Raw genomic sequence first — 25,197 nt, 5'->3', positions numbered from 1 at the left:
GTCCATGCCCGCCGTCGCAATCCCCAGGCCCCGTCAGGTGCTCCGTGTATTGGTCGTTGACGACAGTGCCTCGATCCGGGCGGCGTTCTCGTCGATCATCGCCGCCGATCCCGGGTTGTCGCTGATGGCCACCGCCGCCGACCCCTATGTGGCCGTGGAAAAGATGCGGGACGAGATTCCCGATGTCATGCTGCTGGATCTGGAACTTCCGCGGATGGATGGCCTGACCTTCCTCAGGAAGATCATGTCGCAGCGCCCGATCCCGGTCGTCGTCTGTTCCAGCCATACCGGGGCGGGGTCGGAGGCGATGATGAAGGCGCTCGATCTGGGGGCGGCAGAGGTGCTGGCGAAACCGCGCCTCGACACCCCGGCCAACCGGCAGGAGGCCGCGATCCGGATCGGGGATGCGCTGCGCGCCGCCGCCCAGACCGGGCGCAAGGGGGCGGGGGCGCGTGCCCCGGCCGCCCTTGCCCCGGGCGAGAAACTGTCGGCCGACGTGATCCTGCCGCCGATGCCGCCGCGCGCGGTGCCCAGAACCGGGCCGGTGATTGCCATCGGTGCCTCGACCGGCGGCACCGAGGCGCTGCTGCAGGTGTTGCGCGCGCTGCCCGCCAACGCCCCGCCGGTCGCGATCGTGCAGCACATGCCCGAGCATTTCACCCTGGCCTTCGCCAGACGGCTGGACGCGCAATGCGCCATGACCGTGCGCGAGGCCGCGGATGGCGATCTGCTGGAACCGGGCACGGCGCTGATCGCTCCCGGCAATCACCACATGGTCATGCGTCGCCATGGCAGCGAGTATCGCGTCAACATTCTTGAGGGCCCCTGCGTCAGCCGTCACCGGCCCTCGGTCGACGTGCTGTTCCGCTCGACGGCGCAGGCGGCCGGCGCGAATGCGCTGGGGGTCATCATGACCGGCATGGGCGACGACGGCGCCCGCTGCCTGCTTGAAATGCGCAACGCCGGCGCCCGGACCCTGGCGCAGGACGAGGCCAGTTGCATCGTCTTCGGCATGCCGGGCGAGGCGATCAGCCGCGGCAGCGCGGAGCGGAGCGTGCAACTGTCGCGCATCGCAGCGGAAATCATGGCCTTCGCCGAGGGCAACCCGGCACCGGGGGCGCGGCGCAGATGACAGCCATGCTCGCCCTTGACCTGTCCGACCGGCTGGACGAACCCGAAACGGCCCCCGAGTTGGCTCCCGAACCGGCCCCCGGATTGCCGGATGCCGCCGCCGTGGCAAGCCTGCATGTGCTGGACCGGATACTTGACGAAATCGCCTATCTCGGCGGCCGGAGCGAACGGTATTTCCTGCGCGCCGGCACCAGTCTGGGCAAGGCCGTCGGCCGCTTCGACCGCTTTGCCGCACCGCTGGCGAAGCTGGCGGAAATCTCGGGCAGCGGCAAGCTTGCGGCACTGGTCGGGTATGCGACCGAGCTGGAAGACCAGTCACGCGACCTGATGCAGACGCTGCACCGCGTGTTCGAAGCCGTCGATGTCATGCATCGCGGCGCGCTCGACCTCGAGGGCGAGGTGGTCGAGATGCGCCGCATCATCCAGACCATGTCGATTGTCGCGCTGAACGCGCGCGTCAACGCGGCGGTATTGACCACGCGCAACGCCGAACTCGATGCCTTCACGCTGGCCGCTTCGGGGCTGGTCGACGAGGCTTACGCCATCACCGGCGCCATCGACGGCACGATCCGGCAGATGCTGCTGCGGGTGGCCGCAGCCGACGCGGAATCGATTGCCCTGTCACGCGCCTTCGACACCGGGCTGTTTCGCACCCTGAGCGAAATCCGCGGGCATGTCGGGCGGCTGGATGCCGAGGTTGCGCAGGCCACTGCCGCGGGCGGCCAGACCGCAGGGCGCATCCGGGCGATCCAGCAAGCCGTGAGTTCGGTCGTGACCACGTTGCAGATCGGTGACGCGACGCATCAGCGGCTGCAGAATGCGGCCAGGGTGATCGCAACCGCGGCGCAGATCCTGCGGGCGAACGGCACGCTGTCGCGGCCGGTGGTGCAACTGGCGTCGGCGCTGCTGCGCGACGCCAAGGATCGGCACGACACCGCGATCGGCATCGGCCGGGCCGACCTGCAAAGGGCCACCGATCTGACGCAGGATCTGATCGGGTCGGACCGGGTCGGCGGGGCCACGGGGGCGGATTGTTCCGGCAGCATCCAGCAGGGCGTGACGACGCTGCGCCAGATCCTGGAAAGATGCCGTGCCTCGCAGACCCAGCTCGATCCGGTCGCCACGCAGCTTCAGGCCGGCTTTGCCACCATGATCGGGATAATGGGCACGATGGACGATGTCGAGATCCGCACCCGCCTGATCAGCCTGAACGCGGTCATCGTCTGTTCCAGGCTTGGCGGCGAGGGGAAGGCGCTGCGCGAAAACGCCCTGCAACTGCGCGATCTGGTCGGCCGGTCGAGCGCGCAGTTCGGCAGACTGCGCGCGCGCATTTCGGCGCTGAGCCCGGTCGTCGCATCGGTCGGCCAGCGTTTGCTGGTCGATGTCGGGTCGAAGCTGCGGGCCATCGCGGCGCTGGAGGCCAGCTTGATCACCGAACTCGACGAGATCACGGCGATCATGCTTGAAGCGCAGGGCGCGGCCACCCGTGCGAAGGCCGTCAGGGGGCATGAAATCGGCGATGGCGAACGGGCTCTTGCCGCGCAATCCGACCTCTTTGGCACCGTGACCGCGCTGATCGAGCGGCTCGACCTGCTGGACCGTGGCACCATACCGGTCGCGCCCGACACCGATTGCGCGCCCGAATTTGTCGACCTGAGATCAATCTACACCATGGAAACGGAAAGGGTGGTTCACGATCGGCTGGCCGACGCGTTCGGGCTGGCGGAACGATGCGATGAAGGGGCGCAGCAGGACGGGATGGTACGGCCGAAGGATGACGATCTGGTGGGTCTTGTCCTGTTCTGATGTTCTCGCCGTTGGTCCGCCACGATGTGACGCCCGGTCGGGCGTAGCCCGGTCGCCGCAGAACGGCGCCTTGGGGCCGCCGGGGGGTGGCGCGTCGGTGCGGCCGCTTGACGGGCCGCGATTGCGCCCCTAACCGTCGCGGACAGGCCGGATGCCGCGGCGGCCGAGTGTCGGAGAGAAGCGCATGAACGTCCCCAGCCCCACAGAACCGCGCCTGACATCGCTGTCGCATGGCGGCGGATGCGGCTGCAAGATCGCGCCGGGCGTGCTGGCCGATATCCTGCGGTCCACGGCCGCGCTGCCGGTGCCGGAGGCCCTGCTGGTCGGTATCGCCACCTCCGACGATGCGGCGGTCTATCGGCTGAACGACCATCAGGCGCTGGTCGCGACCACCGACTTCTTCATGCCGATCGTCGACGACCCTTTCGATTTCGGCCGCATCGCCGCCACCAATGCGATCAGCGATGTCTATGCCATGGGGGGGCGGCCGATCCTGGCGCTGGCGCTGGTGGCGATGCCGATCGCGGTCCTGTCCACCGCGACGATCGGGCGCATCCTCGAGGGCGGGGCGGCCGCCTGTGCCGCCGCGGGCATCCCGGTTGCCGGGGGCCATACAATCGATTCCGTCGAGGCGATCTACGGCCTGGTCGCGCTAGGGCTGGTGCATCCCGACCGCGTCCGCAAGAATGCGGGGGCGCGGCCGGGCGACGTTCTGTTGCTGGGCAAGCCGCTTGGCACCGGGGTGATGTCGGCGGCGCTGAAGAAGGGACAGCTGAGCGCGAGCGGCTATGCCGAAATGCTCGCCACCACCACCGGGCTCAACACGCCCGGCCCCGATCTGGCCGAGCTGCCGGGGGTTCATGCCCTGACCGATGTGACGGGTTTCGGTCTTGCCGGTCATGCGCTTGAAATGGCTCGGGGGGCGGGCTGCGATGTGCGGATCGACTGGGGCCGCGTGCCGGTCATGTCCGGGGTGCGGGACCTGCTGGCCAAAGGCTTCGTCACCGGCGCTTCGGGGCGCAACTGGGACGGCTACGGCGCCGGGGTGTGCCTGCCCGACGGGTTTCCTGCCACGGAACGCGCGCTGCTCACCGACCCGCAGACCAGCGGGGGGCTGCTGGTCAGTTGCGCCCGCTCTGCGGTGGAAGACGTGCTTGCGATCTTCGCCCGCCACGGCTTTCCAGGCGCGGCGGTGATCGGCGGGATTGCCGCAACCGACAGGGCCCCCCGCCTGCTGCTGGGCTGAGGCGGGGCGGGGCGACGCCGTCAGAACAGCACGATATCGGTCGGTCGCATCACGGGGCTTTCCAGCGTCGGAGGACTGAGCGTGGTGTCGGGCACCAGAAGCTGGCGCACCTGCCCGGTGACGGGCCGGAACTGCACGCGCCGCGCACTGGTGCCGCCCAGGCTTTCCGAAATGCACGGAATGCCCTCGGTTGCCAGAAAATCCCTGGCAAAGAGCGCGTTCGACTGCCCGATATCGCCAAGTGTCGCTGACAGCCGCGCCCCGCCGAACAGCTTGGCCTTGAACCGGCTGCGCCGCCCGCCGGCCTTCAGCATCGCGTTTATCAGGATCTCCATCGCGTGCACGCCATAGCGTTCCGGCGCAGAGGCGGCAGCCTTGGGTCCGAAGGGCAGCAGGAAATGGTTCATGCCGCCCAGAGCCGCGACCTCGTCCCACAGGCAAACCGCCACGCAGGAGCCCAGAATGGTCGCCAGCACCTCGTCCGGGTCGCGCGAGACCCGGTATTCGCCCTGCAGCACGAACAGGATGGTGTCGGCCCGCAGGCTCATCGCGTCACCGGTCGCAATGCGCTGTCGCTGCCGCACAGCCGCAGGATTTCCGGGCCGATGCGATCGAGGCCGAGTTGCTGCTGCACCGCGCCGATTTCCGCGGCGGCGCGCGGCATGCCGTAGACCACGGAACTGGCCTCGTCCTGGCCGATGGTGTGGGCCCCGGCCCGGCGCAGGTCCAGCAGCCCTTCCGCCCCGTCGCGCCCCATGCCGGTCAGCACGACCGCGACGACCTGCCCTGCCACCGGCAGGAACGACCGGAACAACGCATCGACCGAAGGCATGTGGCCCGATACCGGCGCCCCCGGCGTGATGGCGCAGCGCAGCGGCCGCCCGGGCAGCAGCCGCAGGTGCCCGGCGCTGCCGCCGGCCACGCAGACCGACCCGGGTTGCAGCACCAGACCCTCTGCCGCCGAGACGACGCGCGCCGCGCAATTGCGATCCAGCAGCTTGATCAGGCTTTCAGAGTAGCCGCGCCCGGTGTGCTGCACGATGGCCGTGGGCGGGCAGTCGGCCGGAAAGCTGCCCAGCACCGTCAGCAGCGCAACCACCCCGCCGGTCGAGGCGCCGATCAGCACGATCCGGTCGCGCCGCAGGTGCGGCACCGCCTGCCTTGCCGGCCGGGGGCGGCCGCGTCCGGGCATGGCGCGCAGCCGGCGTGCCTCGGCTATGCGCTGCAACAACTGGTCGGGCGTCATGGTGGCCGCGATCATCGGCACAGCCGGGCGCGCCGCGCCTTCGGCGCCGATGGCCAGCCAGCTGATCTCCAGCGCGTCGAACAGCGCCTCCATGCAGGCGAACTCGGCCACTCCGGTATAGGCGGCGGCCAGAAGCACGATGTCCGGTTCCATCTGCTCGGCGCGCGTGTAGGTTTCCGACAGGTCGGCCGTCTGCGCGATCACCGTCATCCGGGGATCTCCCGCCAGCGCCTTGGCCAGGCGCGACCGTTCCAGCGGACTGGGCGAGGCGATGATCATCCGTAGCGCGTTCATCCGCGAGACTCCTGAAGGTCGGGGCGTGGTTGATCATCGTGTCCGGCCGCCGCAGCCGGACCCGGGATGGCACCGATCAGAATTCCTGCCAGACCCCGTGACCGGCGGCCGCCACCCTGGCTTCGCGCCGCGGCGCAGCGGCCGGGGGGCGCAGCCTGGTCACCGGGGCCGCGATCGGGTGGGGCGGTTCGGCCTCGCGCCCCGAGCTTCCCTCGCCCGAGGTGGTCGCGAAACGCCCCACCAGATCGGCCAGACCTGTCGCCTCCTGATGCAGCGCGTGGCTGGCGGCGGTGGATTGCTCGACCATCGCCGCGTTCTGCTGGGTCACCTGATCCAGTTGGGTCACCCCGATGTTGATCTCGGCCAGGCCGGTCGACTGTTCGCTGGCGCCCGACGCGATGTCGGACACCAGCGTCGAGATATGCGCCACCCGGCCGACGATGCTGGCCAGCGCCTCGCCCGCCCGGTCCACCTGTGCCACGCCGCGTCCGACCTGTTGCGTGCTGGCGCTGATCAGGGTCTTGATTTCCCTGGCCGCGGCGGAAGACCGCTGCGCTAGCGCCCGCACTTCCGACGCGACCACCGCGAAGCCGCGGCCGGCATCGCCCGCCCGCGCCGCCTCGACCCCGGCGTTCAGCGCCAGAAGGTTGGTCTGGAAGGCAATGTCGTCGATCACGCCGATGATCTGGCTGATCAGTTCCGAGGATTTCTTGATTTCGGTCATCGCGTCCACCGCGCCCTGCACCACCACGCCGCTGTCTTCGGCCTCCTTTCGGGCCTGCCGCACGATGGATTCCACCTGCCGTGCGCCATCGGCGGCCGATTTGACGCTGGCAGTCAGCTCGTCCAGCGCCGCCGCAGTCTGCTCCAGCGTGGCGGCCTGGTTTTCGGTGCGGTGCGACAGGTCTTCGGACGCTCGGCTGATTTCGGTCGAGCGGTTGCGGATGCTTTCGGATGCCTCGATCACCTGCGAGATGGTGTCGTTCAACTCGGCCAGCGTCTGGTTGAAGTCGCTGCGCAGGGTTTCGTAGGTGCCCGCGAAGGGTTCGGTGATCGGTTGGGACAGATTGCCGTTCGACAGGTTCTGCAACCCGACGCTCAGCGCCTCGACCACGCGGGTCTGTTCGGCCTGAAGGCGATCGCGCTCCTTCTCGCCAAGCTCGGCCATCGTCAGCTTTTCGCGCAACCCGTCGAGCGACCGGGCGATCCGGCCGACCTCGTCCTCGCGGTCGGCTTCCGTCACGACCGTGTCGAGATCGCCGTTGGCCACCCGCTGCATCGCGGCGCTGACCCGGTTGATCGGCCGGGTCACCGACTGCGCCATCAGCACGCCCAGACCCAGCACGATGACGGCGCAGAGGCCGGTGACCGCCAGCATCTTGCGCAGGTCCCGATATGCCGGCGCCAGCACTTCCGCCATGTCGCGCTCGACCACGAGCAGCCAGGTCACGCCGGGCCCGGTGATCAGCCTGGTCCGGGCCAAACCGCGCTGGCCGGACTGCACCGGCACGTCCTCGTGCAGCCGTTCCGCACCCGCCGCCAGATCGCCAAGCTGGGGCACCGGCAGCAGCGGGTCGGCCGCGGCGAAGCGGCCGTAGAAACGCGAGGCGGTGCGTGCCGCAAGGTCCGCCCCGACGAGGTAGGCTTCGCCGGTTTCGCCAAGGCCCTGTGCCGTGCCGGTCGCTGCCGACAGGGTGCCGAGCGCCACCCGGAAGGCGACGACCCCGACCGGCGTGCCATCCGCCGCCGCCACCTGCGTGGCAATGAAGACCGAAGACGCACCGCCATCAGCGGCGTCGGGGGCGAAATCGGTCATGTAGACCTTGCCCGCCTCGCCGTTGCGCGCATTGCCGAAGGCGCGGCCCAGCGCGCCGCCGGCATCGGGGCCGGACGGAAGTTTGGTCGCGAAGTCGGCGCCCTTCGACGCAGAGTAGACCGCGTTGCCCCCGAGATCGAACAAAAGCAGGTCCTGCAGGCCCCGGATGCTGCGGACTCGTTCGAAATAGGGGTGAAACTGCGCGTGCGGCGCGTCATAGGCCAGTCCGCCCTGCGCCGTGACCAGAAGCTGGCGCTGGCCCCGCGGGCAGGGGTTGGCGGTCACATAGACATCCCGCAATGCGGTGACGGGATCGCCCGCGATGCTGCCATATGCGGCGCCAAGCCGCAGGATCGCATCCGCCGTTGCGGGCGAGGCGGCGACAAGCAGGGCATCCTGGGTCAGGCTGTCGACCCGCTGCTGCAGGGCGGCGTGGCGCTGCTGCGCCGTGACATCGATCTGCGCGCGGGCGGCCGCCAGCTCGCGTTTCCACAGGTCATGGAAGCTGATGGCCTGCAGCGCGGCTGCGATCACCAGGCAGAACCCGACGATCATCGCGGGCAGTTTGAATTTCAGCGGCATGGTTCTCAGCTTCAGCATGGCACTCACCTTGTGCGGAAAATCGGGGTCGGCGGGGCACAGGCCCCTGATGTCGATGGCGGCTCGACGGAGGCATCAGAACAGGGCGATCCGTTCCTCGGGGCGCAAGTCGACCGCCATCAGGCCACCCAGCCGCTGGCACAGATCGTCCAGCCGCAGCGGTGCCAGCAGGCTGCGGGCATCGACGCTGGCGCCGGGGGGCAGTTGCCCGGCCACGCCGGTCAGGCAGGTCGCGATGTCGGCCAGGCTCTGGCCCAGCAGGTCGATGTCCTGCAGGGCGTGGCTGCATCCTTCCCGGCGTTCGGCGGCGATCATCGGGGCCACGGCCGTCTCGATCCGGCGCAGCATCACCTCGCATCGCTGCACTTCCAGCGCGGCGCGCGCCAGCACGTCGCCTGCCGACTGCACCTGGGGTTCGGGGCAGGGTCTCACAGCCTGCCCACCACGCGTTCGATGCTCGATTTCAGCGAGAGCGTGGTGAAGGGCTTGCGCACGAGGTTGTTCAGGCCAAGCTCCTGACCCTCGCGCACCACCTCGGGGCTGGGACTGCCGGTGATCAGGATGAAGCCGATCTTCTGCGTGGCGCGCGCCTGGCGCAGCGAGCCCAGCAGCTGCAACCCGGTCATCCCCGGCATGTGCATGTCTGAAATCACCAGGTGAACCGGATTCGCGGCCAGCTTGCCCAGTGCGGTGCGGCTGTCGCTTTCGGTGGTGTAGTTCTTGATGCCCATTTCATCGAGCGACTGCTCGATCAGCGCGCGGCTGACCGACATGTCGTCGACCACCATCACCCGCAGCGAATCTTTCAGGCTCATCGCGGTAATCCTCCTTGATCGCCGGTTTCGGCAAGTTTGCAGTAGGCGGTCATGCCGATGCCGCGGAATGCGGCCTCGGCCGGGCCCGCCACGCGTTCGGAATGGCCGATGAACAGGTGCCCCCCTTCGGGGATCAGGCCGGCAAAGCGGTGCCAGAGCCGCGACTGGGTGTCCTTGTCGAAGTAGATCGCGACGTTCCGGCAGAAGATGATGTCGAAGGGGCCGCGCATCGGCCAGGCCTGCATCAGGTTCAGCGCGCCGAACCGCACCAGCGCGCGCGCCTTGGGCGCGATCGCGAATGCCCCGTTCGGCGCCGGATCGGTCAGGCGGCGCGCGGCCACCGGCAGGGCCTTCATCTCTTCGGCGGGGTAGACCCCGGCCTCGGCCCGCCGCAGGATCGCCGGATCGGCATCGGAGGCCAGGATGCGGATATCCAGCCGCCCGGCCTCGGGACAAAGGTCCAGCAGCGTGAAGGCCAGCGAATAGGGTTCCTGCCCGGCCGAACATCCGGCCGACCAGATCCGCACCCGCCGCCCGTCTCGCGCGGCCTTGATCAGGGGCGGCAGCACCGTGCCGCGCAACAGCTGGAAATGATGCGCCTCGCGGAAGAAGTGGGTGACGTTGGTGGTCAGCGCCGACAGCAGATGCACCCGTTCCTCGGCGCCGCCCGGGCCTTCCAGAAGGTCGCAATAGGCGCGAAAGCTGTGCAGGCGCAGGTGGCGCAGCCGCCTGGCCAGCCGGGCATAGACCAGATCCTTCTTCGATCCGGTCAGGTGCAACCCGAAATCGGCCCGCGCCAGCCGGGCGATCACCGCGAAATCGGCATCGGTGAAGCGGGCTTCACCCTCGTCCAGCACAGGGTTGCCGCGCAGTGTCATGGGCCGACCTGCGCGCCGGGGTGGATCACGGCGCCAAGGTCGATCACCCGGGTCATGCCGTCGCCAACCGAAATCATCCCGGTGACCGACGGGCGCGCGCAGTCGGACCGCAGGTCGGGCGTGTCCTGGATCTGGTCGCGCGACACCGAAAGGATCTCGGACACCGACTCGACCAGCAGGCCCAGTGTCTGGCGTTCGTGCATCGCCACCACGACCACGTTGCGCGGGTTTTCGGCGGTGGGCGGGAAGCCGAACCGTGACGCCAGATCATAGATCGGAATCACCGACCCGCGCAGGTTCATCACGCCCAGCACCTCGGCCGGGGCGTGGGGCAGGGGGGTTACCGGGCTCCACCGCCGGATCTCGCGGACTTCGGTGATGTCGAGGCTGAAGCTTTGACCGCCGGAAAAGAAGGTCACGAATTCGGCGACGGCCGAGGTGCCGGGATCAACGAGCGGCATGATGGGTTCCTTCGGAAAAGTTCAGGGGCGGGCGCTGCGCCGCGATGGCGTCGGGGTCGAGGATCAGCGCGATCTGCCCGTCGCCGAGCACGGTGGCCGCCGACACGCCGGGCACCGCGCCGTAATTGCTGTCGAGCCCCTTGATCACGACTTGCCGCTGGTCGTGCACGGCATCGACGAACAGGGCGCACTGGCTGGCATTTTCGCCCTCGATCAGCAGCAGCAGGGGCGTTGCCGCCGTCTCCGGCCGTGCAAACCCGAGCGCGCGGGCCACATCGACCGTCGGGATGAACCGCCCCCGGATCAGCAGCAGCGTCTCGCCGCTGCCCATCGGATGCAGATCGGCGGCCGCGGGGCGGATGGTTTCCAGTATCGACGCCAGCGGCACCACCATGGTCTGGCCCGCCACCGACACCACCATCCCGTCCATCACCGCGAGCGTCAGCGGCAGCGACACGGTGAATTCGGTGCCCTGACCGGGGGTCGAGGCGATCGACACCCGCCCCCCGAGACTCGTGACCGCCGAGCGCACCACATCCAGCCCCACGCCGCGGCCGGACAGGTTCGACACGGACTGCGCGGTGGAAAACCCCGGCATGAACAGCAGCGCATCGACCTCGGTATCGCTCAGTTCGGCCTCCGGCGACACCAGCCCGCGCTGTTCGGCGATCTGGCGGATCCGGGGGCGGTTCAACCCGGCGCCGTCATCCCGCAGGGTCAGGATCACGCTGCCCGAGCGGTGCGCCGCCGCCAGCCGGATGGTGCCGCACGGGTCCTTTCCGGCGGCCACCCGGGTTTCCGGGCTTTCCAGCCCGTGGTCCACGGCATTGCGGATCATGTGGGTCAGCGGGTCGGCCAGCCGCTCGACCACGGTCTTGTCGACCTCGGTGTTTTCGCCCACCGTGACCAGGCGCGCCAGCTTGCCGGTGGAATCGGCAGCCTCGCGCACGATGCGCGACATGCGCTGGAACAGCAGCTTCACCGGCTGGGCGCGGATCGCCATCACCGCTTCCTGGATGTCGCGGGCCAGCAGGCGGTAATCCTCGACATGGGTCACCACGTCGGATTCCGCGGCCAGCCCCAGTTCGGCGGTGCGCTGCGCGATCATCGCCTGGTTGATGATCAGTTCGCCGACCGCGTTGATCAGCCGGTCCACCCGTTCCAGATCGACGCGCAGCGTGGGCTTGGGGCCCCGCGCCTCGGCATCGTCGGGCCTCGCCGGTCTGGCCTCTTCGGCGGCGTCGGGCGGGGGGAGCGGCGTTGCGACGGGGGGAAGCGGCGGCGCTTCGGGTGCCACCGGCCCGGGCTCCGGCAGCGCCGCCTCGACGGCGGCTTCGACAGGCCGGATGTCGAGTTCGCAGAGGCCCTCGACAAATTCGAACACCTCACGCAGCGCGGCTTCGCTTTCGGGCGTCGTCAGGCGCATCGACCAGCGCAGGCCGGGTTTGCCCGGGTCCAACACGTCCCAGTCGGGCAGGGCAGAGGCGTCGAGCCTGACCTCCAGCGTGCCGAGGTCGGCCAGTGCGGCGATCAGCAGCGCCGGTTCGTGCCCGTTGCGATACAGCCCCGGGCCGGGCGCGAAGTCGATGTCGAACACCCCGCCGACCTCTGGCGGGCCGAAATCGAGCGCCAGGGGGGCAAACTCGAAATCGGCGAAGGCGTCCGACTCCGGATCGTCATCGCCGAGGCAGAGATCGAGCTGTTCCAGAAAACCGGCCGTCACCTCGGGCGACAGGGGCAGGTCGTCGCGCGCCGCCTCCATCAGTTCGGCCAGATGGTCGGCCGAGCGTTGCAGCGTGTGCAGCACCGCGCCATCCACCACCAGCTTGTCGTTGCGCACCGCGTCCAGCACGGTCTCGAAGCGATGGGCAAACCCCACCAGATCGGACAGCCCGAACGCCCCGGCCCCGCCCTTGATCGAATGCACCGCCCGGAACACCGCGTTGACCACGTCGCCATCCGCCGTTCCGGCCGCGATATGGTCAAGCCCGTCGGCCAGCGCGGCCAGCAGGTCCTCGCATTCTTCAAAGAACGTGTCGCGGATCGAGGTCATGCTGGTCATGTCAGCCCCGCGCCCCCGTCACCCGCCGCACCACCGAAACGATCGCCGCGTCGTCGAACGGCTTGACGATCCAGCCGGTGGCCCCGGCCTCGCGTGCGCGGGCCTTCAGGTGATCGGCGCTTTCGGTGGTCAGCACCAGGATCGGCACCGCGCGGTTCACCTCGCCGCGCCGGATGGTGGCGATCACGCCATAGCCGTCGAGGTTGGGCATGTTGATGTCGGTGATCACGACATCGGGCCGTTCGGCGGCGAACATCGCGACGCCCTGCACGCCGTCGTCGGCGCAGACGCAGGAAAAGCCCGCGTCCTGCATCACCTTCTGCATCAGCGACCGGATGGTGCGCGAATCGTCGATGGCCAGCACCTTGATCGTCATGCCGCCCCCCGCTGCCAGGCCAGCAGGTCGGGCGTGAGGCCGACCAGCGCAAGCTCCGCCCCCAGGGCGGCGCCGACCCCCGTCACCTCGAACCCGAGGCCGCGGCGGGACCAGGCGCGCCCGGCTGCCAGCAGGTATTGCAGCAGCAGCGTATCCAGTCGCTGCACGGCGCTTGCGTCCAGCCGCACCGGCGCCGCGACCTGATCGCGCAGGAACGCCTCGAGCCCCCGAGCCTCGCCAAGGCCCCCCCTTTCGGGCAAAGCGAAAGTTTTCCAACCGACTGACATGGGGTTCCGCCTGCTCCCTTGATCGCAACCGGGCCCGATGGCCCGCATGACCATCGGTACGCACGGGGGTTTAAGATTCGATTGACCGGCTCGGGCAATTCAGGGCGAAAGCGCGGCCGGGGTCGGGCGCGATGTCACGGCGCCGGCGCCGCCCCGCGGGGATGATTCGTCCCCGGCGGCGGGGAAGGCCACGCGCACGCACAGCCCGGGGGCGGCATCCGACAGGGTCAGGTCTGCGCGGTGCAGCGCGCTGATCGCGGCCACCAGGCTGAGGCCGAGGCCATGGCCCGGGGTCGTCCGACTGCGTTCCAGCCGGTAGAGGCGGCGCAGCACTTGGTCGCGTTCCTCCGCCGGAATGCCGGGGCCATTGTCGCAGACTGACAGCGTGGCGCGCCCCCCGTCCTGCCCCAGCGCCAGGGTGATCCGCGTGCCGGGGGGCGTGTGGCGCAGGGCGTTCTCGATCAGGTTGGCGATGATCTGGCCCAGCAGGCTGCGGTCACCCGGCACCGGCAACGGGCGGTCGGGCAGGGGACAGAGGTGCAGCAGATGGCCGCTGTCTTCGGCTGCGGGGGCGTAGATCTCGGCAAAGGTGGCCAGCAGCGCGCCCAGATCGACCGGGGCAAAGCGGGCGCGCGGGCTGCCGCCCTCGATCTGCGCGATGGTCAGCAGCGACTGGAACACCGCCACCGCGCGGTCGGCCTCGGCCTCGGCGCGGGTGGCAAGGAGGGCGGCGGCCGAACCGGGGTCAAGCCCGTCGCGCAACTGGCCCAGCAGCAGGGCAATGCGCTGCACCGGGGTCTTCAGGTCATGCGCGATGTCGGCCGAAACCTGGCGCAGGGCGGAAACCGAGGCTTCCTGCGCCGCAGCCATCCGGTCGATCCGCGTGCCGATCCGGTCCAGATCGTCGGCCCTGTCCGCGCTGCCGCCGACCCTTGCCGCCAGATCACCCGCCGTCAGCGCATCCAGCGCCGCCTCGATCCGCGCCACCCGCCGCGCCGCGCGCCTCGACAGGGCCAGCCCCGCGCCCAGCGCCACCAGCGTGGTCGGCAGCAGACTGAGCCCCAGCAGCGCCGCAAACACGTCGCCCAGTTCGGCAATCGCCGCACGGCTTTCGGCCACCACCAGCAAGCCGCCATGCAGCGGCACCGCCTCGTGCAGATAGCCCGCGGGCGCCAGCGTCCGCCCGCCCGCGGCCGGGCGCAGCACGATGCCTCCGGCCTCGGGTTCGGCGCGGGCGTTGCCGAAGCTGCGGCCATCGGCAGTGGTATAGCTGAAGATGCGGTCCGCGACATCGGTGGCCGACGCCTCGGCTTCCACCAGCGTTGCCACCGCCAAGGCGCTGGGGGCCGCGCGAAAGCCGGCGATGTTCTGCGCCACGTTGGCGGCCAGCCCGGATTCCAGGCTGCTGCGGATCGACAGATAGGCCCCGCCCAGCGTGACAAGGCTGGTCAGGCTGAACACCAGCACCAGCCCCAGCGCAAGGCGCACCGGCGAGGCGGCCAGCAGGCGGCGCAGCGGCAGGTGCGGGGCTGGTGCAGGGACGGGCGCAGGGACTTGCGACGCGGCGGGCTGCGGGATGGGCTGCGGGGCTGGCGGCGGGGCTGGCTGCGGGTCGGGCGGCACGCTCAGTCCTCGATCCGGTAGCCCGCACCGCGCACGGTCTTGATCAGGTCATGGCCGAACGGCTTGTCGACCTTGGCGCGCAGGCGGCTGACATGGGTTTCGACCACATTGGTCTGCGGATCGAAGGTGATGTCCCAGATCGCCTCCAGCAGCATGGTGCGGGTCTGGACCCGGCCCTTGCGGCGCATCAGATGTTCCAGCAGGGCGAATTCGCGCGGCAGCAGGTCGAGTTCCTGCCCCGCCCGGGTCACCTTGCGCCGGATCAGGTCCATCCGCAGATCGCTCGCCGTCAGCACGGTTTCCTCGTCGCGGATCGTGGGGCGGCGGGCCAGGGCTGCGACGCGGGCCGACAGCTCGCCGAAGGCGAAGGGCTTCACCAGATAGTCGTCGGCCCCGGCGTTCAGCCCCTCGATCCGGTCATCGACCCCGCCAAGCGCGGTCAGGAACAGCGCGGGCGTGCGGACCCTTGCCGCGCGGAGGGCCTTGATCAGCGACAGACCGTCCAGCCCCGGCAGCATCCGGTCCACCACCAGCACGTCATAGGCCCCGACCATCGCCTGCGCCACGCCCGAGGGGCCGTCGCCCAGCAGATCGACCGCGTGGCCTTCCTCGCGCAGGCCGCGTGAAATGTAGTCCGCGGTGGCGGGATCGTCCTCGATCACCAGAATCTTCATTGCCATCCTGCCGGTTGCCGCCCCGATGCCGGGGCGCGGTGTCCGACAAGGTAGGGGCCCGTGCGGGGTTTGGGAAGGCGGGGGTTGGGAAGGCGGGGTTTGGGAAGGCGGGGTTTGGGAATGCACGGTTTGGAAGGGCAGGGCGCGGGCCCCGGCGGCAAGGCCCGGCCGCACACGTCATCGTGACCCCGGCATCGCCAGCCTTGCAGATTTGTAATCCTGCCGAGACCGCGCTGCGAGGTTGCGCGCACAGCTTCACCGCATCCGCCCGCCGCGCGATCCTGCAACCGGGCGTCGCTTTCAGGAGCCTGACCATGACCCTTTCCGCTTTCCCGCGCGCCAGACATCTGCCGGCCTTCGTGCTGGGCGCAGTGCTGGCGTCAACCAGCGTCGTCGCATTGGCCCCGGCCTTCGGGCCTGCCGATGCCTATGCCGCCGCAACCGGCGGCCATGCCGATCTGGTGGCACGCGTCGCCCCCGGCGTGGTGCTGATCGAAGTCACCAGGGCCGCCCCCACCATGGCCGGGATCAACCCCGCCGAGATGCCGCAGGGCTTTCCGTTCGAGGAATTCAGCCGCCGCTTCGGAATGCCGATGCCCGGGATACCGGGCGGTCCCGAGGCCCCCGGCCAGGAATTGAACGGGCTTGGCACCGGCTTCATCGTCAAGGCCTCGGGCGACATCGTGACCAACAGCCATGTCGTCGAGGGCGCCGACACGGTGACCGTCACGCTTTCGGACGGCACGAAGCTGCCCGCGACCGTGGTCGGCGCCGACCCCGCCACCGACCTTGCGCTGATCCGGGTCGTGCCGACCGGCGACCTGCCGACCGTCGCTTTCGGTGACAGCACCGCGCTGCGGGTCGGCGAGGATGTGGTGGCGATCGGCAATCCGTTCGGCCTTGGCAACAGCGTCACGGCGGGCATCGTCTCGGCGCTGGGGCGCGACATCAATGCCGGGCCGTTCGACAACTTCATCCAGACCGATGCCGCGATCAACAAGGGCAACTCGGGCGGGCCGCTGTTCAATGGGGCGGGGCAGGTGGTGGGCGTGAACACCGCGATCTTCTCGCCCTCGGGCGGGTCGGTCGGCATCGGCTTTGCCGTGCCGGCCGAAACGGCGCAGAAGGTGATCGCCGAACTCGCGACCGATGGCAAGGTGGACCGGGGCTGGCTGGGCGTCACCATCCAGCCGGTGTCGGACGACATCGCGGCGGCGCTGGGGCTGGTGTCCACCAACGGGGCGCTGATCGCCGACGTGTCGGCCAACAGCCCGGCGGCGAAGGCCGGCCTGAAGCGCGGTGACGTGGTGCTGGCGGTCGATGGTGCCAAGGTGGCCGACGCGCGCGAGCTGACGCGGATCGTGGCCGGCGCCGCGCCGGGCGCCTCGGTCAGGCTTGACCTGCTGCGCGCCGGTCAGGCGCAGGGGCTGACGGTGCTGCTTGGCAACCGCGCCGACCAGCCGGCCTGAACCGCCATCCGCCGCTGTCGGGCGTCACAGCACGCCCGACAGCACGTTGATCGTCAGCGCCAGCACGCCAAGGTTGAAGAAGAAGGCGAACAGCCCGTGCAGCATCGCCACCCGGCGCAGGGTGGTGGTCTGGATCGTGACGTCCGACACCTGGCAGGTCATGCCGATCACGAAGGAGAAGTAACAGAAATCCGCGAAAAGCGGCGTGTCCTTGCCAGGGAATGCCAGACCGCGCGTGTCGCCCGCGTCACCCTGATCGTAATAGAGATGGGCATAGTGGAAGGCATAGACCAGGTTGACGAACAGCCATGCCAGCACCAGCGTGCCCGTAACCAGCGCGAAATCGGCCGGGCCCGGCGTCGCACGCGCCCCGATCATGCGCCCCAGCGCCAGCAGGACGGTGACCAGCACCACCGCCGCCACCACCAGCAGCAGCACCCGCCCGCCATCGTCGCGCGCCGTCCGCCTGAGGATCGCGTCCAGCCGGTCCTGACGCCACAGCGGCAGGCAGGACAGGATGAACGCCAGCGCCGCCGCGTCGAAGCCCGCAACGAACGCGACCTCGACCCCGGTCAGGTGGGCGGAGGCCGCCGTCCCGGCGGCAAGGACGGCAAAGAACAGCACGAAGCGGGGATGGGGCAGTTTTCGCAACATGCAGGTCCGTTCCTTGATTGGTGGCCTTGTGGCGGGGATGCGGACTGCCCTCCCGCCCGATCAAACGTCCAACCGCTCGGCGCGGGGCCGACGCTGGGCGAGGTGGGCGCGGCCCTGATCCCGACCAGACCGCCTTTCGACCCCTCGGGTCAAGGCCCCTCCGGCCCGGCATCCGAGAGACGCAGGGCCCCCGGTCCCGCCGCCCGCCCCGTGCGCGGGGCCCTTGGCGCGCCGCCGGGACAAGGGGCGCCGGGGGACGAGCATCGCGACATGCCACTGGGCGCAGATTTTTCCCCATTCACCCTTCCCGATACACTGGTAAGATGTCATCAGTGCATCGGCGCCGGACTGGCATCAGGTCGGCTCGAACGATCCGGAACGATCCGCAACGATCCGACAAGGCAGGGCTCTTTCTTCATGTGACCCCCATATCCGGTACAGAGATCCGAACCCAAGTGCGGAGCGAACACGGCATGACGGAACAGACGCGGCCCGAAGGCCCGCCCGCCAGGCACAACACCACCCTGTGGAACCGTTTCCATGCCAGCCTGCCGTATCTGGTGGCGGCGTTCCTGTTCGGGTTGGGGCTCTATGCGCTGTATCACCTGCTGTCCAAGGTCGACATCAACGATGTCGCGGACCAGATGCGGGCCACGCCATGGTCGACGCTGGCGCTGGCGTTTCTTGCGACCCTGGGCGGGTATCTGGCACTGGTCGGCTATGACTGGTCGGCGCTGCGCTACATCGGCAAGCCCTTGCCGGTGCCGGTGGTGGTGGCGGGCGGGTTGATGGCCTATGCCTTCGGCAACACCGTGGGCCTCAGCGCGGTGTCGGGCGGGGCGGTGCGCTACCGCATCTATTCCGGTCTGGGGCTTGACGGCTATGACGTAGCAGCGGTGTCTACCTTCGCGGCGGTGTCCTACGGGGTGGCGGCGACGCTGGTGGGGCTGGGGGCGCTGGCGGCGCATCCGGCGGCGCTGAGTGCGGTGGTGCCGATCGCGCCGCATCTCTTGCGCTGGCTGGCGCTGGCGGCGATTGCCGCCGTGGTGGTGCCGCTGGTGGTCGCCTCGTGGCGCAAGGGCGAGCTGCGCTTCCGCCGCTTTTCGCTGCGCGCGCCGACCCTGCCGGTGCTGGCGGGGCAGGTGCTGTTCAGCCTGGCCGACATCGCACTGTCGGCGGTTGCGCTTTACCTTCTGCTTCCGCCGATCGAGATGGGGTTCTTCTCGTTCCTTGCGGTGTTCGCGGCGGCGACCATGGCGGGGATTCTCAGCCATGTGCCCGGCGGGGTGGGGGTGTTCGAGACGGTGGTGATCGCCGCGATGCCTGCGGGCACCCAGATCGAGACGGTGGCGGCGGGGCTGCTGCTGTACCGTTTCACCTATTACATCGTGCCCTTCGTGCTGGCCCTGATCGTGCTGGCGCTTTACGAGGGCTATTGCGCGCTGGGCGGGGCGGCGCTGGTGGCACCGCGCGGCCCGGTCGGTCGGGCGCTGGCCGCGACGCGCCCGGCGTTCGGTGCCGTGGCGCCGCTGGCACCGCTGCTGCTGGCGGTGATGATCTTCGGCTCGGGCCTGTGGATGAGCTTTTCCGCGCTGATCCCGCGCACCTCCGAAGCGGCCGAGGCCGCCGAGGCGCTGTTTCCGCTGGCCTTTGTCGAGGGGTCGGCGCTGCTGTCCTCGGCCCTTGGTGCGGGGCTGATCGTGCTGGCGCTGGGAATCTCGCGGCGCAGCCTTGGGGCGTGGCTTTTGTCGCTGGCGGCGCTGGCGGCGGGGATGGCGGTGTCGCTGATGCAGGGGCTGGACTACCAGCGCGCGGTGGTGCTGGGGCTGGCCTGCCTGATCCTGCTGCCCTTCCGGGGCGAGTTCAACCGCCGCACCCGGCTGACGCATTCTGGTTTCTTCTCGCCGGGGTGGATCGTGCTGGTGGCGGCCACGGTCGCCTCGTTCGGGTTCGTATTCTTCTTCGCCAACAAGAGCACGCCCTATGCCCATGAATTGTGGTGGCAATTCGCGATGGATCAGGGCGCGCCCAGGGCCCTGCGGGCGGGGCTGCTGGCCAGCCTCGCGGTCGGGCTGGCAACGCTGTTCCTGCTGCTGCGCGCACCGCGCTTCACTCCGACCCTGCCCGATGCCGTGCAACTGGTGCAGGCCGAGGCAATTGCGATGGCCGGGCAGAAACCCGACGCGGGCTTTGCGCTGACCGGCGACAAGACGCTGCTGTTTGCCGACAGCGGCGATGCCTTCCTGATGTTCGCGGTGCAGGGCCGGTCGTGGATCGCCCTTGGCGGCCCGGTTGGCGCGCCCGAGGCGTTTGCGGGCCTCGCCTGGGCCTTTGTCGATGCCGCCCGCCATGCGGGCGCCCGCCCGGTGTTCTACGAGGTTGGCGAGGGTGACCTGCCGCTGATGCTCGACCTCGGGATGAACCTGCACAAACTGGGCGAAGAGGCGGTGATCGACCTTGCCACCTTCGCGCTGGAGGGGCCCGCCCGCAAGTCGCTGCGCGCCGCCCACGCCCGCGCCCAGCGCGACGGGCTGACGCTGGAGGTGCTGAGCCCGCCGCACGACCCGGCGCTGATCGCCACGCTGCGCGGCATTTCCGACGACTGGCTGGCGGCCAGGAACGCGCGGGAGAAGGGCTTTTCCGTGGGGCGGTTCGATCCGGGCTGGCTGAACCGCTGGCCGGTGGCGGTGGTGCGCCATTCCGGGCGGATCGTGGCCTTTGCCAACCTGCTGGTGACCGACAATCGCGCCGCGGCCTCGATTGACATGATGCGTCACAGCGCGGACGCACCCGGCAGCACGATGGAATTCCTGTTCACCGACCTGATGCTGCGCCTGCGCGAGCAGGGCTATCACCGCTTCTCGCTGGGCATGGCGCCGCTGTCGGGGCTGATGCCCGACCGCAGCCGCAGGCTGTGGGACAGGTTCGGGGCGGCGCTGTTCCGCCATGGCGGCAACTTCTACAACTTCGCCGGCCTGCGCGCCTTCAAGGAGAAGTTCGATCCGGCCTGGCATCCGCATTACCTGGCGGTTCCCTCGGCCCTGCCGCCGCTGTTGCCGCTGGCCGATGCGGCCGTGCTGATCGGCGGCAAGGCGCCACGCGCGCCGCGCGCCCGGAGGCTGGCCGGGGTGCAGGCTTAGGGGCGCGCCGGAAGGACCTCGCGCCGCGTTGCCCGGCCGATCACCTGAACCCGGCGCAGACCCATGCGCAGCTGCGCCGCCACCCGGCGCAGGCGAAAGCCGGCCCGCACCCGCGCAGCCATTCCCGCCAGCGCCGCCTTGCCCGATGCGCCGATGCTGCTCTTGTCGGCGGGCAGGGGGGCGGGATGCCGTAGCGGGCGCACTGGTCGATCTGGATCGCCAGCGCGGGGTCGGCCTGCCACGACGACATGTCATAGGCGGCACAGATCACCGCATCGGCAATGCCCGCCCGCCGGTCGGCCCGCGCCAGCAGCCGCGCCGCGCCCGCGGGCCACAGCACATAGGCGGCGGCCCCGCTGCGGTCCTGCCACAGCCGCCGCATCGGGGCCTGCGGATGCGGCGCCCCCAGCAGCTTGCGTCGCCCCCGGGTTTCGAGCGAGATGTGATCAACCCCCTGAAACCCCGTCACGCGGGCCAGGAAATCCGCGACCCCCGGCAGCAGCAGCGCGTCATCCTCCAGCACCAGCACTGGGCCGAACCCGGCCGCCACCCGCGCCCAGACCGCGCGATGCGAGGCGGCACAGGCCTTCTCGGCGGGGCTGAGCGGGCGTTCCCATCGCTGCCAGTAAGGCGCATCGGAAGGGGGCGACAGGGTCGCGGGGGTGACGGCCTCGACCCGTTGCCAGGGCAGGCCCAGCCGGTCGAGCTGCCCGGCCTGAAACGCCAGCCGCGCGGTCTGCCCGGCGAGGTTGATCACCATCACCCGCATGGCCTATGCCCCGAAGGGCAGTTCGCCCGCGAAGACGCGCAGGTAGGCATCGACCACGCCGTGTTCGCTGAACATCTCGTCCAGCCGGCCGCTGGCGTTCTCCGCGAAGCCCTGCGCCAGCGCCGGGTCCGCCCGCAGCCGCCGGATCGCCGCAGCCATTGCCGCCACGTCGTCGATCGGGGTGACCAGACCGTCGATGCCGTCGCGCATGAACCAGTCCGGCCCCTCTGACCTTGTGGAAACCGAGGGCACCCCGGCCTGCCACGCCTCCAGCAGCATGTTGCCGAGGGGTTCGTGCCGCGACGGCATCAGGAAGACATCGGCGGCGGCCAGATGGTGGATCGGCTCTGCCACCCAGCCGACAAAGCGCACGCGGTCTGCGATGCCAAGCTCGCGCGCCAGCGACTCCAGCATCGGGCGCTCGTTGCCGTCGCCCAACAGCCACAGCCACGCCCCCGGCACCTCTGCCGCTGCCCTGATCGCCACATCCATGCCCTTGCGCGGCACGAACCGGCCGCCTGCCACCAGAAGAAAGGCATCCTCGGGCGTCGTCTGGCTGGCACGCGTGACCGGCACCGGTTTGATCGGGCGCGGGAAGTTGGAGATGGTGACCAGTGGCTTCGTCCAGCCCAGATCGCGGCAACGGGTGCCGATGCCGGGCAGGTTGCCCACCAGCAGGTCGCACCGCCCGAAATGCTTGAGGTTCTTGGGAAAATCGCCCAGCCGCGCCAGCTTCACCGCCCCCGGCCAGTCGGGGATCAGCCGCGCGGCGCGGGGTATCCAGGCCATGATCGCATCGGGCTGCCACTCGCGGCAGAGGCGCCGCACCTGCCATTCCAGCAGCGGGCTCAGCGGCGAGATGCGGCTGTAGTTGTTCTCGATCAACGGGCCAAGGTCTGCGATCTCTCCCCGCCAGCTGCGGTTGGGGCGGATCACGAAGCGTTGGTCCACACCGCGCCGCCCGAGCGCGTTGACGAGGCTGACGAAGAACCGTTCCGCCCCGCCTTCCTTGCCGAAATGCAGGTGCAGCACGCGGGGCAGGGCGGCAGGCGCCAGGGCAGTCTCGGTCCCGGTCATTGCCCGGCCCCGCCACGCAGCCGGTGCCAGTGCAGCCGGGCGCGGTAGCCGATCTGGTAGCGCAGGCCGCGCAGCAGCGACGCCAGCCCGCTTTTGCCCGCCGCACGCCGCGCGCTGCCGATGGTGCCGGTGACAGTCTGCTGGTCACCGACCCGGAGGGGTGTCGGCAGCACCAGCGCCACCCGCAGCCCGGTTTCCCAGAAGAACTTCTGATCCTCGTCCACCGGGCGGAAGAACGGCAAGGCCTGCCCCGCCAGATGCCGGGCGGCGGCCTGGGTCAGCCCGTAGCCCAGCAGGCAGGTCGGCACGCGGTAGGGGATCACCAGCCGGTGTCCGTCCCCCAGCGCACGCTGGCTCACCACGCGGGGATGGGTGTCGAAGGCGAAAAGCTTCACCATGTCCCAATCGCCCGCGGCATCCCGCGACAGGGCGGCCAGAACGGAAGCCAGATCGCCCGAGGCGGCAAAGTCATCCTCGAAGATGAAGCCGCCGGGCGCGTCGCCATCGGCAATCGCCTGCCAGGCGGCGATGTGGCTGAGGTAGCAGCCGATCTCGGCAAGCACCAGCGGGTGGCGGGCGCGGGCGCGGTTGGCGCGGGGGTCATAAACCCGATTCAGCACCGCCGGGCGCAGGGTCTTGCCATGGACCGCATCCAGCCGGGTGAAGGGAATGCCCTGCGCGTCGAGGATCGCTGCGGCATTGGCCATCCGCGCGGTGTTGTCGGCCAGGTTGATGACCTGCGCGGGCCACATGGCCTAGCCCGCCGTCCGGGGGTCAGCAGCACGTTCTTGTGCAGCGTCTGCGCCACGCCGAAGCCCTGCGCCGCCAGATGCGCCAGCAGCGCGTCGATGGCCGCCTGCCCGACGATATGGGGATGCACCTCGACCACCATGGCGCGCACGCCTGCAAGATGGGCTTCTGTCAGCAGGGCAATCTCGGCACCTTCGACATCCATCACGATCACATCGGGGCGGTGCGCGTCGATCACGCTGTTGATCGGGTCGCTTTCCACGGTGATCCGGCGCGCGCCCAGATCGCGGTCAAGGAGCGAGGATGACACCACGTTATCGTTCTGGAAGAACGTCACCGGCGCGCCGTCGGTGGTCACCGCCTTCAGCACCAGCCGGGGGTCGAGCCCGTTCAGCGCGTAATTCGCCGCGATGATGGGCGCCAGCGCCGGGTTCGCCTCGTAGGACACAACCTGCCCCGGCCCGGCCAGCCTGCTGCACAGCAGGCTGATGAAGCCAAGCCCGGTGCCGATTTCCAGCACCCGGTCGCCCTTGCGGAGCGCGCGCGTCGCCAGCACCCGCTCGGGCAGTTCATAGCGGCCCTTGAAAATCGCGCTTTGCAGCGACCGGGGCACCCGCCCGGCATCGGTGTGCAGGCGCACCCCGGCCAGCGTGACCGTCTTGCTGCCGGTCAGGCGATGCCACAGCAGGGTCAGCGCGCGGAACGGGGGTTTCTTCATCGCGGGCACCGGGCACAGGTTGCAGGGTTGATGCGGAACTGCACGGTCATTTCACCCCCGTCAGAAACCACCCCGGCGCCACGGCGCAGATCCGCTCGCCGCGCCGCCCGGAATAGGTGGCGCCGCAGCGGGTCAGGCGGGCGTAGGCAAGGTCGCGCAGGTGCGCGAGATGGAACTGGCCGCGCGGGAACGGGCCGCGATAGCCGGTGATCATCCCGGCGGTGGTCTGGCGGCCCCAGACCAGCGGTTGCAGCGTCAGGCCGGAAAAGCCCGCGCGCCGGAACGTCTCGCGCCACCAGCTTGGCGTGGCGCGGAAGTAATCGTCGGGATGGGCGTGGATGCGGAAGATGAAGGGCACGGTGACATAAACCGTGCCGCCCGGCTTCAGCACGCGGAAAATCTCGGCCAGCACCGCCGCGCCGTCATAGACGTGTTCCAGCGTGTTGAGGCAGATCGACATGTCATAGCTGTCGTCGGCCATCGGGAAGGGCGCGCCGGGGGTGATCAGGTGGGTGGGGTCGATCTTCGGGTCGATGTTCACCGATTCCAGCGTGATATCGGCCGGAAGCTGGCTCAGGTAGCGCGCGTTGCGCCCGCCGCCGACATCCAGCACCCGCCCGGCCAGCGGCTGCTGCGCCAGCTTTTCGTATTCCAGAACCCGCAGGACCGACAGGCCGGCATGGTGGCGGTAGAGGCTTCGCCAGCGTGCCCAGCCTGGGGTTGGCGGGTCTACATATCTGTAATCCATTGCATTTCCACGCCAGAAACCGCCGTTTTCCCGGCGTTTGATAGCCTTTGCCCGCCCGGAAAGCAACCGCCTTTACCTTTGGCTGCACGGCGCCGGCGGGCCGTGCGGGCGCCCTGCGCAAAACATCCGACGGTTGCGCCCCGGGGGCTGGAACCAAATCCTCGCCCCTGCGTTGAAATCCTGTGTGGCGGTATGGCGTCTCGCCCGTACCGGGGCGCCCCCTCTGCCAAGGGCGCTGTCACATTCCATCCTGACAGACACGAAAGGAATGCTGCATGACCTGGGATCAGATTGAAACCAAATGGACAGAGATGGCCTGCCGCGCTCAGGGTGTCCGAAAACCGCGCAGTTCGATGGGCGCGATGACGCCGCGCATTGACATGGTTGAAATGGATGCGGGCAGCCTGCCCCGAGGGACGCCGGTCGCCCCGCCCGCCGATGCGGCAGCAGAGGCCCCGGCCGTCAAGTGAGCGGGTCGCCCTTGCCCGAGGGCAAACCCGCAACCGCCGCCCCGCAGCCGTCTTCGCGCGGCTTCACGACCCGGTGGAGGCAGGCGC

The 25,197-nt window shown here is 69.7% G+C and carries 24 protein-coding genes; 6 read left to right on the top strand and 18 right to left on the bottom strand.

Annotated elements, in window-relative coordinates:
- Positions 1-4: 4 nt before the first annotated feature.
- From RNZ50_13580 to selD, 3 genes are all read left to right on the top strand, one after another.
- Positions 5-1,132, top strand: coding sequence for a chemotaxis response regulator protein-glutamate methylesterase (locus tag RNZ50_13580; GenBank protein ID MDT8856024.1), 1,128 nt, complete (start codon positions 5-7; stop codon positions 1,130-1,132).
- Between the two features lie 5 nt (positions 1,133-1,137).
- Positions 1,138-2,937, top strand: a complete 1,800-nt coding sequence (locus RNZ50_13575) for a methyl-accepting chemotaxis protein (protein ID MDT8856023.1) — start codon at positions 1,138-1,140, stop codon at positions 2,935-2,937.
- Positions 2,938-3,121: 184 nt separating this feature from the next.
- Positions 3,122-4,183, top strand: a complete 1,062-nt coding sequence (gene selD / locus RNZ50_13570) for a selenide, water dikinase SelD (protein MDT8856022.1) — start codon at positions 3,122-3,124, stop codon at positions 4,181-4,183.
- 20 nt (positions 4,184-4,203) lie between these two features.
- On the opposite strand, the gene RNZ50_13565 is transcribed toward selD, so the two are convergent.
- The 12 genes from RNZ50_13565 to RNZ50_13510 all read right to left on the bottom strand — a co-directional run bounded on the left by RNZ50_13565 (position 4,204) and on the right by RNZ50_13510 (position 15,315).
- Positions 4,204-4,731 carry a chemotaxis protein CheD gene (locus RNZ50_13565; protein ID MDT8856021.1) on the bottom strand — a complete coding sequence of 176 codons (528 nt, stop codon included), beginning with the start codon at positions 4,729-4,731 and terminating at the stop codon, positions 4,204-4,206.
- Positions 4,728-5,723, bottom strand: coding sequence for a chemotaxis protein CheB (locus RNZ50_13560; GenBank protein MDT8856020.1), 996 nt, complete (start codon positions 5,721-5,723; stop codon positions 4,728-4,730). The genes RNZ50_13565 and RNZ50_13560 overlap by 4 nt, the downstream gene beginning before the upstream one ends.
- A gap of 76 nt (positions 5,724-5,799) precedes the next feature.
- Entirely contained in the window at positions 5,800-8,139 is a 2,340-nt protein-coding gene (locus RNZ50_13555) for a methyl-accepting chemotaxis protein (protein MDT8856019.1), read from the bottom strand.
- Between the two features lie 75 nt (positions 8,140-8,214).
- A complete protein-coding gene (locus tag RNZ50_13550; GenBank protein ID MDT8856018.1) occupies positions 8,215-8,571 on the bottom strand; it encodes a hypothetical protein in 357 nt (118 codons plus the stop codon).
- The gene (locus RNZ50_13545) at positions 8,568-8,954 is read right to left on the bottom strand and encodes a response regulator (GenBank protein ID MDT8856017.1); all 387 of its coding nucleotides are present in this window, start codon (positions 8,952-8,954) and stop codon (positions 8,568-8,570) included. The genes RNZ50_13550 and RNZ50_13545 overlap by 4 nt, the downstream gene beginning before the upstream one ends.
- Positions 8,951-9,832: a protein-glutamate O-methyltransferase gene (locus tag RNZ50_13540; protein MDT8856016.1), complete on the bottom strand. Its 882-nt coding sequence runs from the start codon at positions 9,830-9,832 to the stop codon at positions 8,951-8,953. Before RNZ50_13540 ends, RNZ50_13545 begins: the two co-directional genes overlap by 4 nt.
- A complete protein-coding gene (locus RNZ50_13535) occupies positions 9,829-10,293 on the bottom strand; it encodes a chemotaxis protein CheW (GenBank protein ID MDT8856015.1) in 465 nt (154 codons plus the stop codon). Before RNZ50_13535 ends, RNZ50_13540 begins: the two co-directional genes overlap by 4 nt.
- Positions 10,280-12,355, bottom strand: coding sequence for a chemotaxis protein CheA (locus RNZ50_13530; GenBank protein MDT8856014.1), 2,076 nt, complete (start codon positions 12,353-12,355; stop codon positions 10,280-10,282). Before RNZ50_13530 ends, RNZ50_13535 begins: the two co-directional genes overlap by 14 nt.
- Position 12,356: 1 nt before the next feature.
- Positions 12,357-12,731, bottom strand: coding sequence for a response regulator (locus tag RNZ50_13525; GenBank protein ID MDT8856013.1), 375 nt, complete (start codon positions 12,729-12,731; stop codon positions 12,357-12,359).
- Positions 12,728-12,991, bottom strand: a complete 264-nt coding sequence (locus tag RNZ50_13520) for an STAS domain-containing protein (protein ID MDT8856012.1) — start codon at positions 12,989-12,991, stop codon at positions 12,728-12,730. The genes RNZ50_13525 and RNZ50_13520 overlap by 4 nt, the downstream gene beginning before the upstream one ends.
- Positions 12,992-13,117: 126 nt before the next feature.
- Complete coding sequence (locus tag RNZ50_13515; GenBank protein ID MDT8856011.1) at positions 13,118-14,641, bottom strand: HAMP domain-containing sensor histidine kinase; 1,524 nt, start codon at positions 14,639-14,641, stop codon at positions 13,118-13,120.
- Between the two features lie 2 nt (positions 14,642-14,643).
- Positions 14,644-15,315, bottom strand: a complete 672-nt coding sequence (locus RNZ50_13510; protein ID MDT8856010.1) for a response regulator transcription factor — start codon at positions 15,313-15,315, stop codon at positions 14,644-14,646.
- 314 nt (positions 15,316-15,629) lie between these two features.
- Here RNZ50_13510 and RNZ50_13505 point away from each other — a divergent pair, with 314 nt between their 5' ends.
- Positions 15,630-16,784 carry a trypsin-like peptidase domain-containing protein gene (locus tag RNZ50_13505; GenBank protein MDT8856009.1) on the top strand — a complete coding sequence of 385 codons (1,155 nt, stop codon included), beginning with the start codon at positions 15,630-15,632 and terminating at the stop codon, positions 16,782-16,784.
- Between the two features lie 24 nt (positions 16,785-16,808).
- On the opposite strand, the gene RNZ50_13500 is transcribed toward RNZ50_13505, so the two are convergent.
- Positions 16,809-17,438: a DUF1345 domain-containing protein gene (locus RNZ50_13500; protein MDT8856008.1), complete on the bottom strand. Its 630-nt coding sequence runs from the start codon at positions 17,436-17,438 to the stop codon at positions 16,809-16,811.
- 473 nt (positions 17,439-17,911) lie between these two features.
- Between RNZ50_13500 and mprF the strand changes: the two genes are divergently transcribed.
- Positions 17,912-20,578 (top strand): bifunctional lysylphosphatidylglycerol flippase/synthetase MprF, encoded by a 2,667-nt coding sequence (gene mprF / locus RNZ50_13495; GenBank protein ID MDT8856007.1) that lies wholly within the window; start codon positions 17,912-17,914, stop codon positions 20,576-20,578.
- A gap of 40 nt (positions 20,579-20,618) precedes the next feature.
- On the opposite strand, the gene RNZ50_13490 is transcribed toward mprF, so the two are convergent.
- The 5 genes from RNZ50_13490 to RNZ50_13470 are packed head-to-tail and all read right to left on the bottom strand — an operon-like array spanning position 20,619 to position 24,640.
- On the bottom strand, positions 20,619-21,347 hold the full coding sequence (locus RNZ50_13490) for a glycosyltransferase family 25 protein (protein MDT8856006.1): 729 nt from the start codon (positions 21,345-21,347) through the stop codon (positions 20,619-20,621).
- Positions 21,348-21,350: 3 nt separating this feature from the next.
- On the bottom strand, positions 21,351-22,424 hold the full coding sequence (locus tag RNZ50_13485; protein MDT8856005.1) for a glycosyltransferase: 1,074 nt from the start codon (positions 22,422-22,424) through the stop codon (positions 21,351-21,353).
- A complete protein-coding gene (locus RNZ50_13480) occupies positions 22,421-23,131 on the bottom strand; it encodes a glycosyltransferase family 25 protein (protein MDT8856004.1) in 711 nt (236 codons plus the stop codon). Before RNZ50_13480 ends, RNZ50_13485 begins: the two co-directional genes overlap by 4 nt.
- Positions 23,038-23,892, bottom strand: a complete 855-nt coding sequence (locus RNZ50_13475) for an FkbM family methyltransferase (GenBank protein ID MDT8856003.1) — start codon at positions 23,890-23,892, stop codon at positions 23,038-23,040. The genes RNZ50_13480 and RNZ50_13475 overlap by 94 nt, the downstream gene beginning before the upstream one ends.
- A gap of 46 nt (positions 23,893-23,938) precedes the next feature.
- Entirely contained in the window at positions 23,939-24,640 is a 702-nt protein-coding gene (locus tag RNZ50_13470; protein ID MDT8856002.1) for a class I SAM-dependent methyltransferase, read from the bottom strand.
- 275 nt (positions 24,641-24,915) lie between these two features.
- On the opposite strand from RNZ50_13470, the gene RNZ50_13465 reads away from it, so the two are divergent.
- The gene (locus RNZ50_13465) at positions 24,916-25,110 is read left to right on the top strand and encodes a hypothetical protein (protein ID MDT8856001.1); all 195 of its coding nucleotides are present in this window, start codon (positions 24,916-24,918) and stop codon (positions 25,108-25,110) included.
- Positions 25,111-25,197 lie beyond the last annotated feature (87 nt).

The organism is Paracoccaceae bacterium Fryx2 (assembly GCA_032334235.1).
Lineage (GTDB): Bacteria > Pseudomonadota > Alphaproteobacteria > Rhodobacterales > Rhodobacteraceae > JAVSGI01.
The sequence above is the reverse complement of the archived record's forward strand: the minus strand, read 5'-3'. Positions and strand labels throughout refer to the sequence as shown.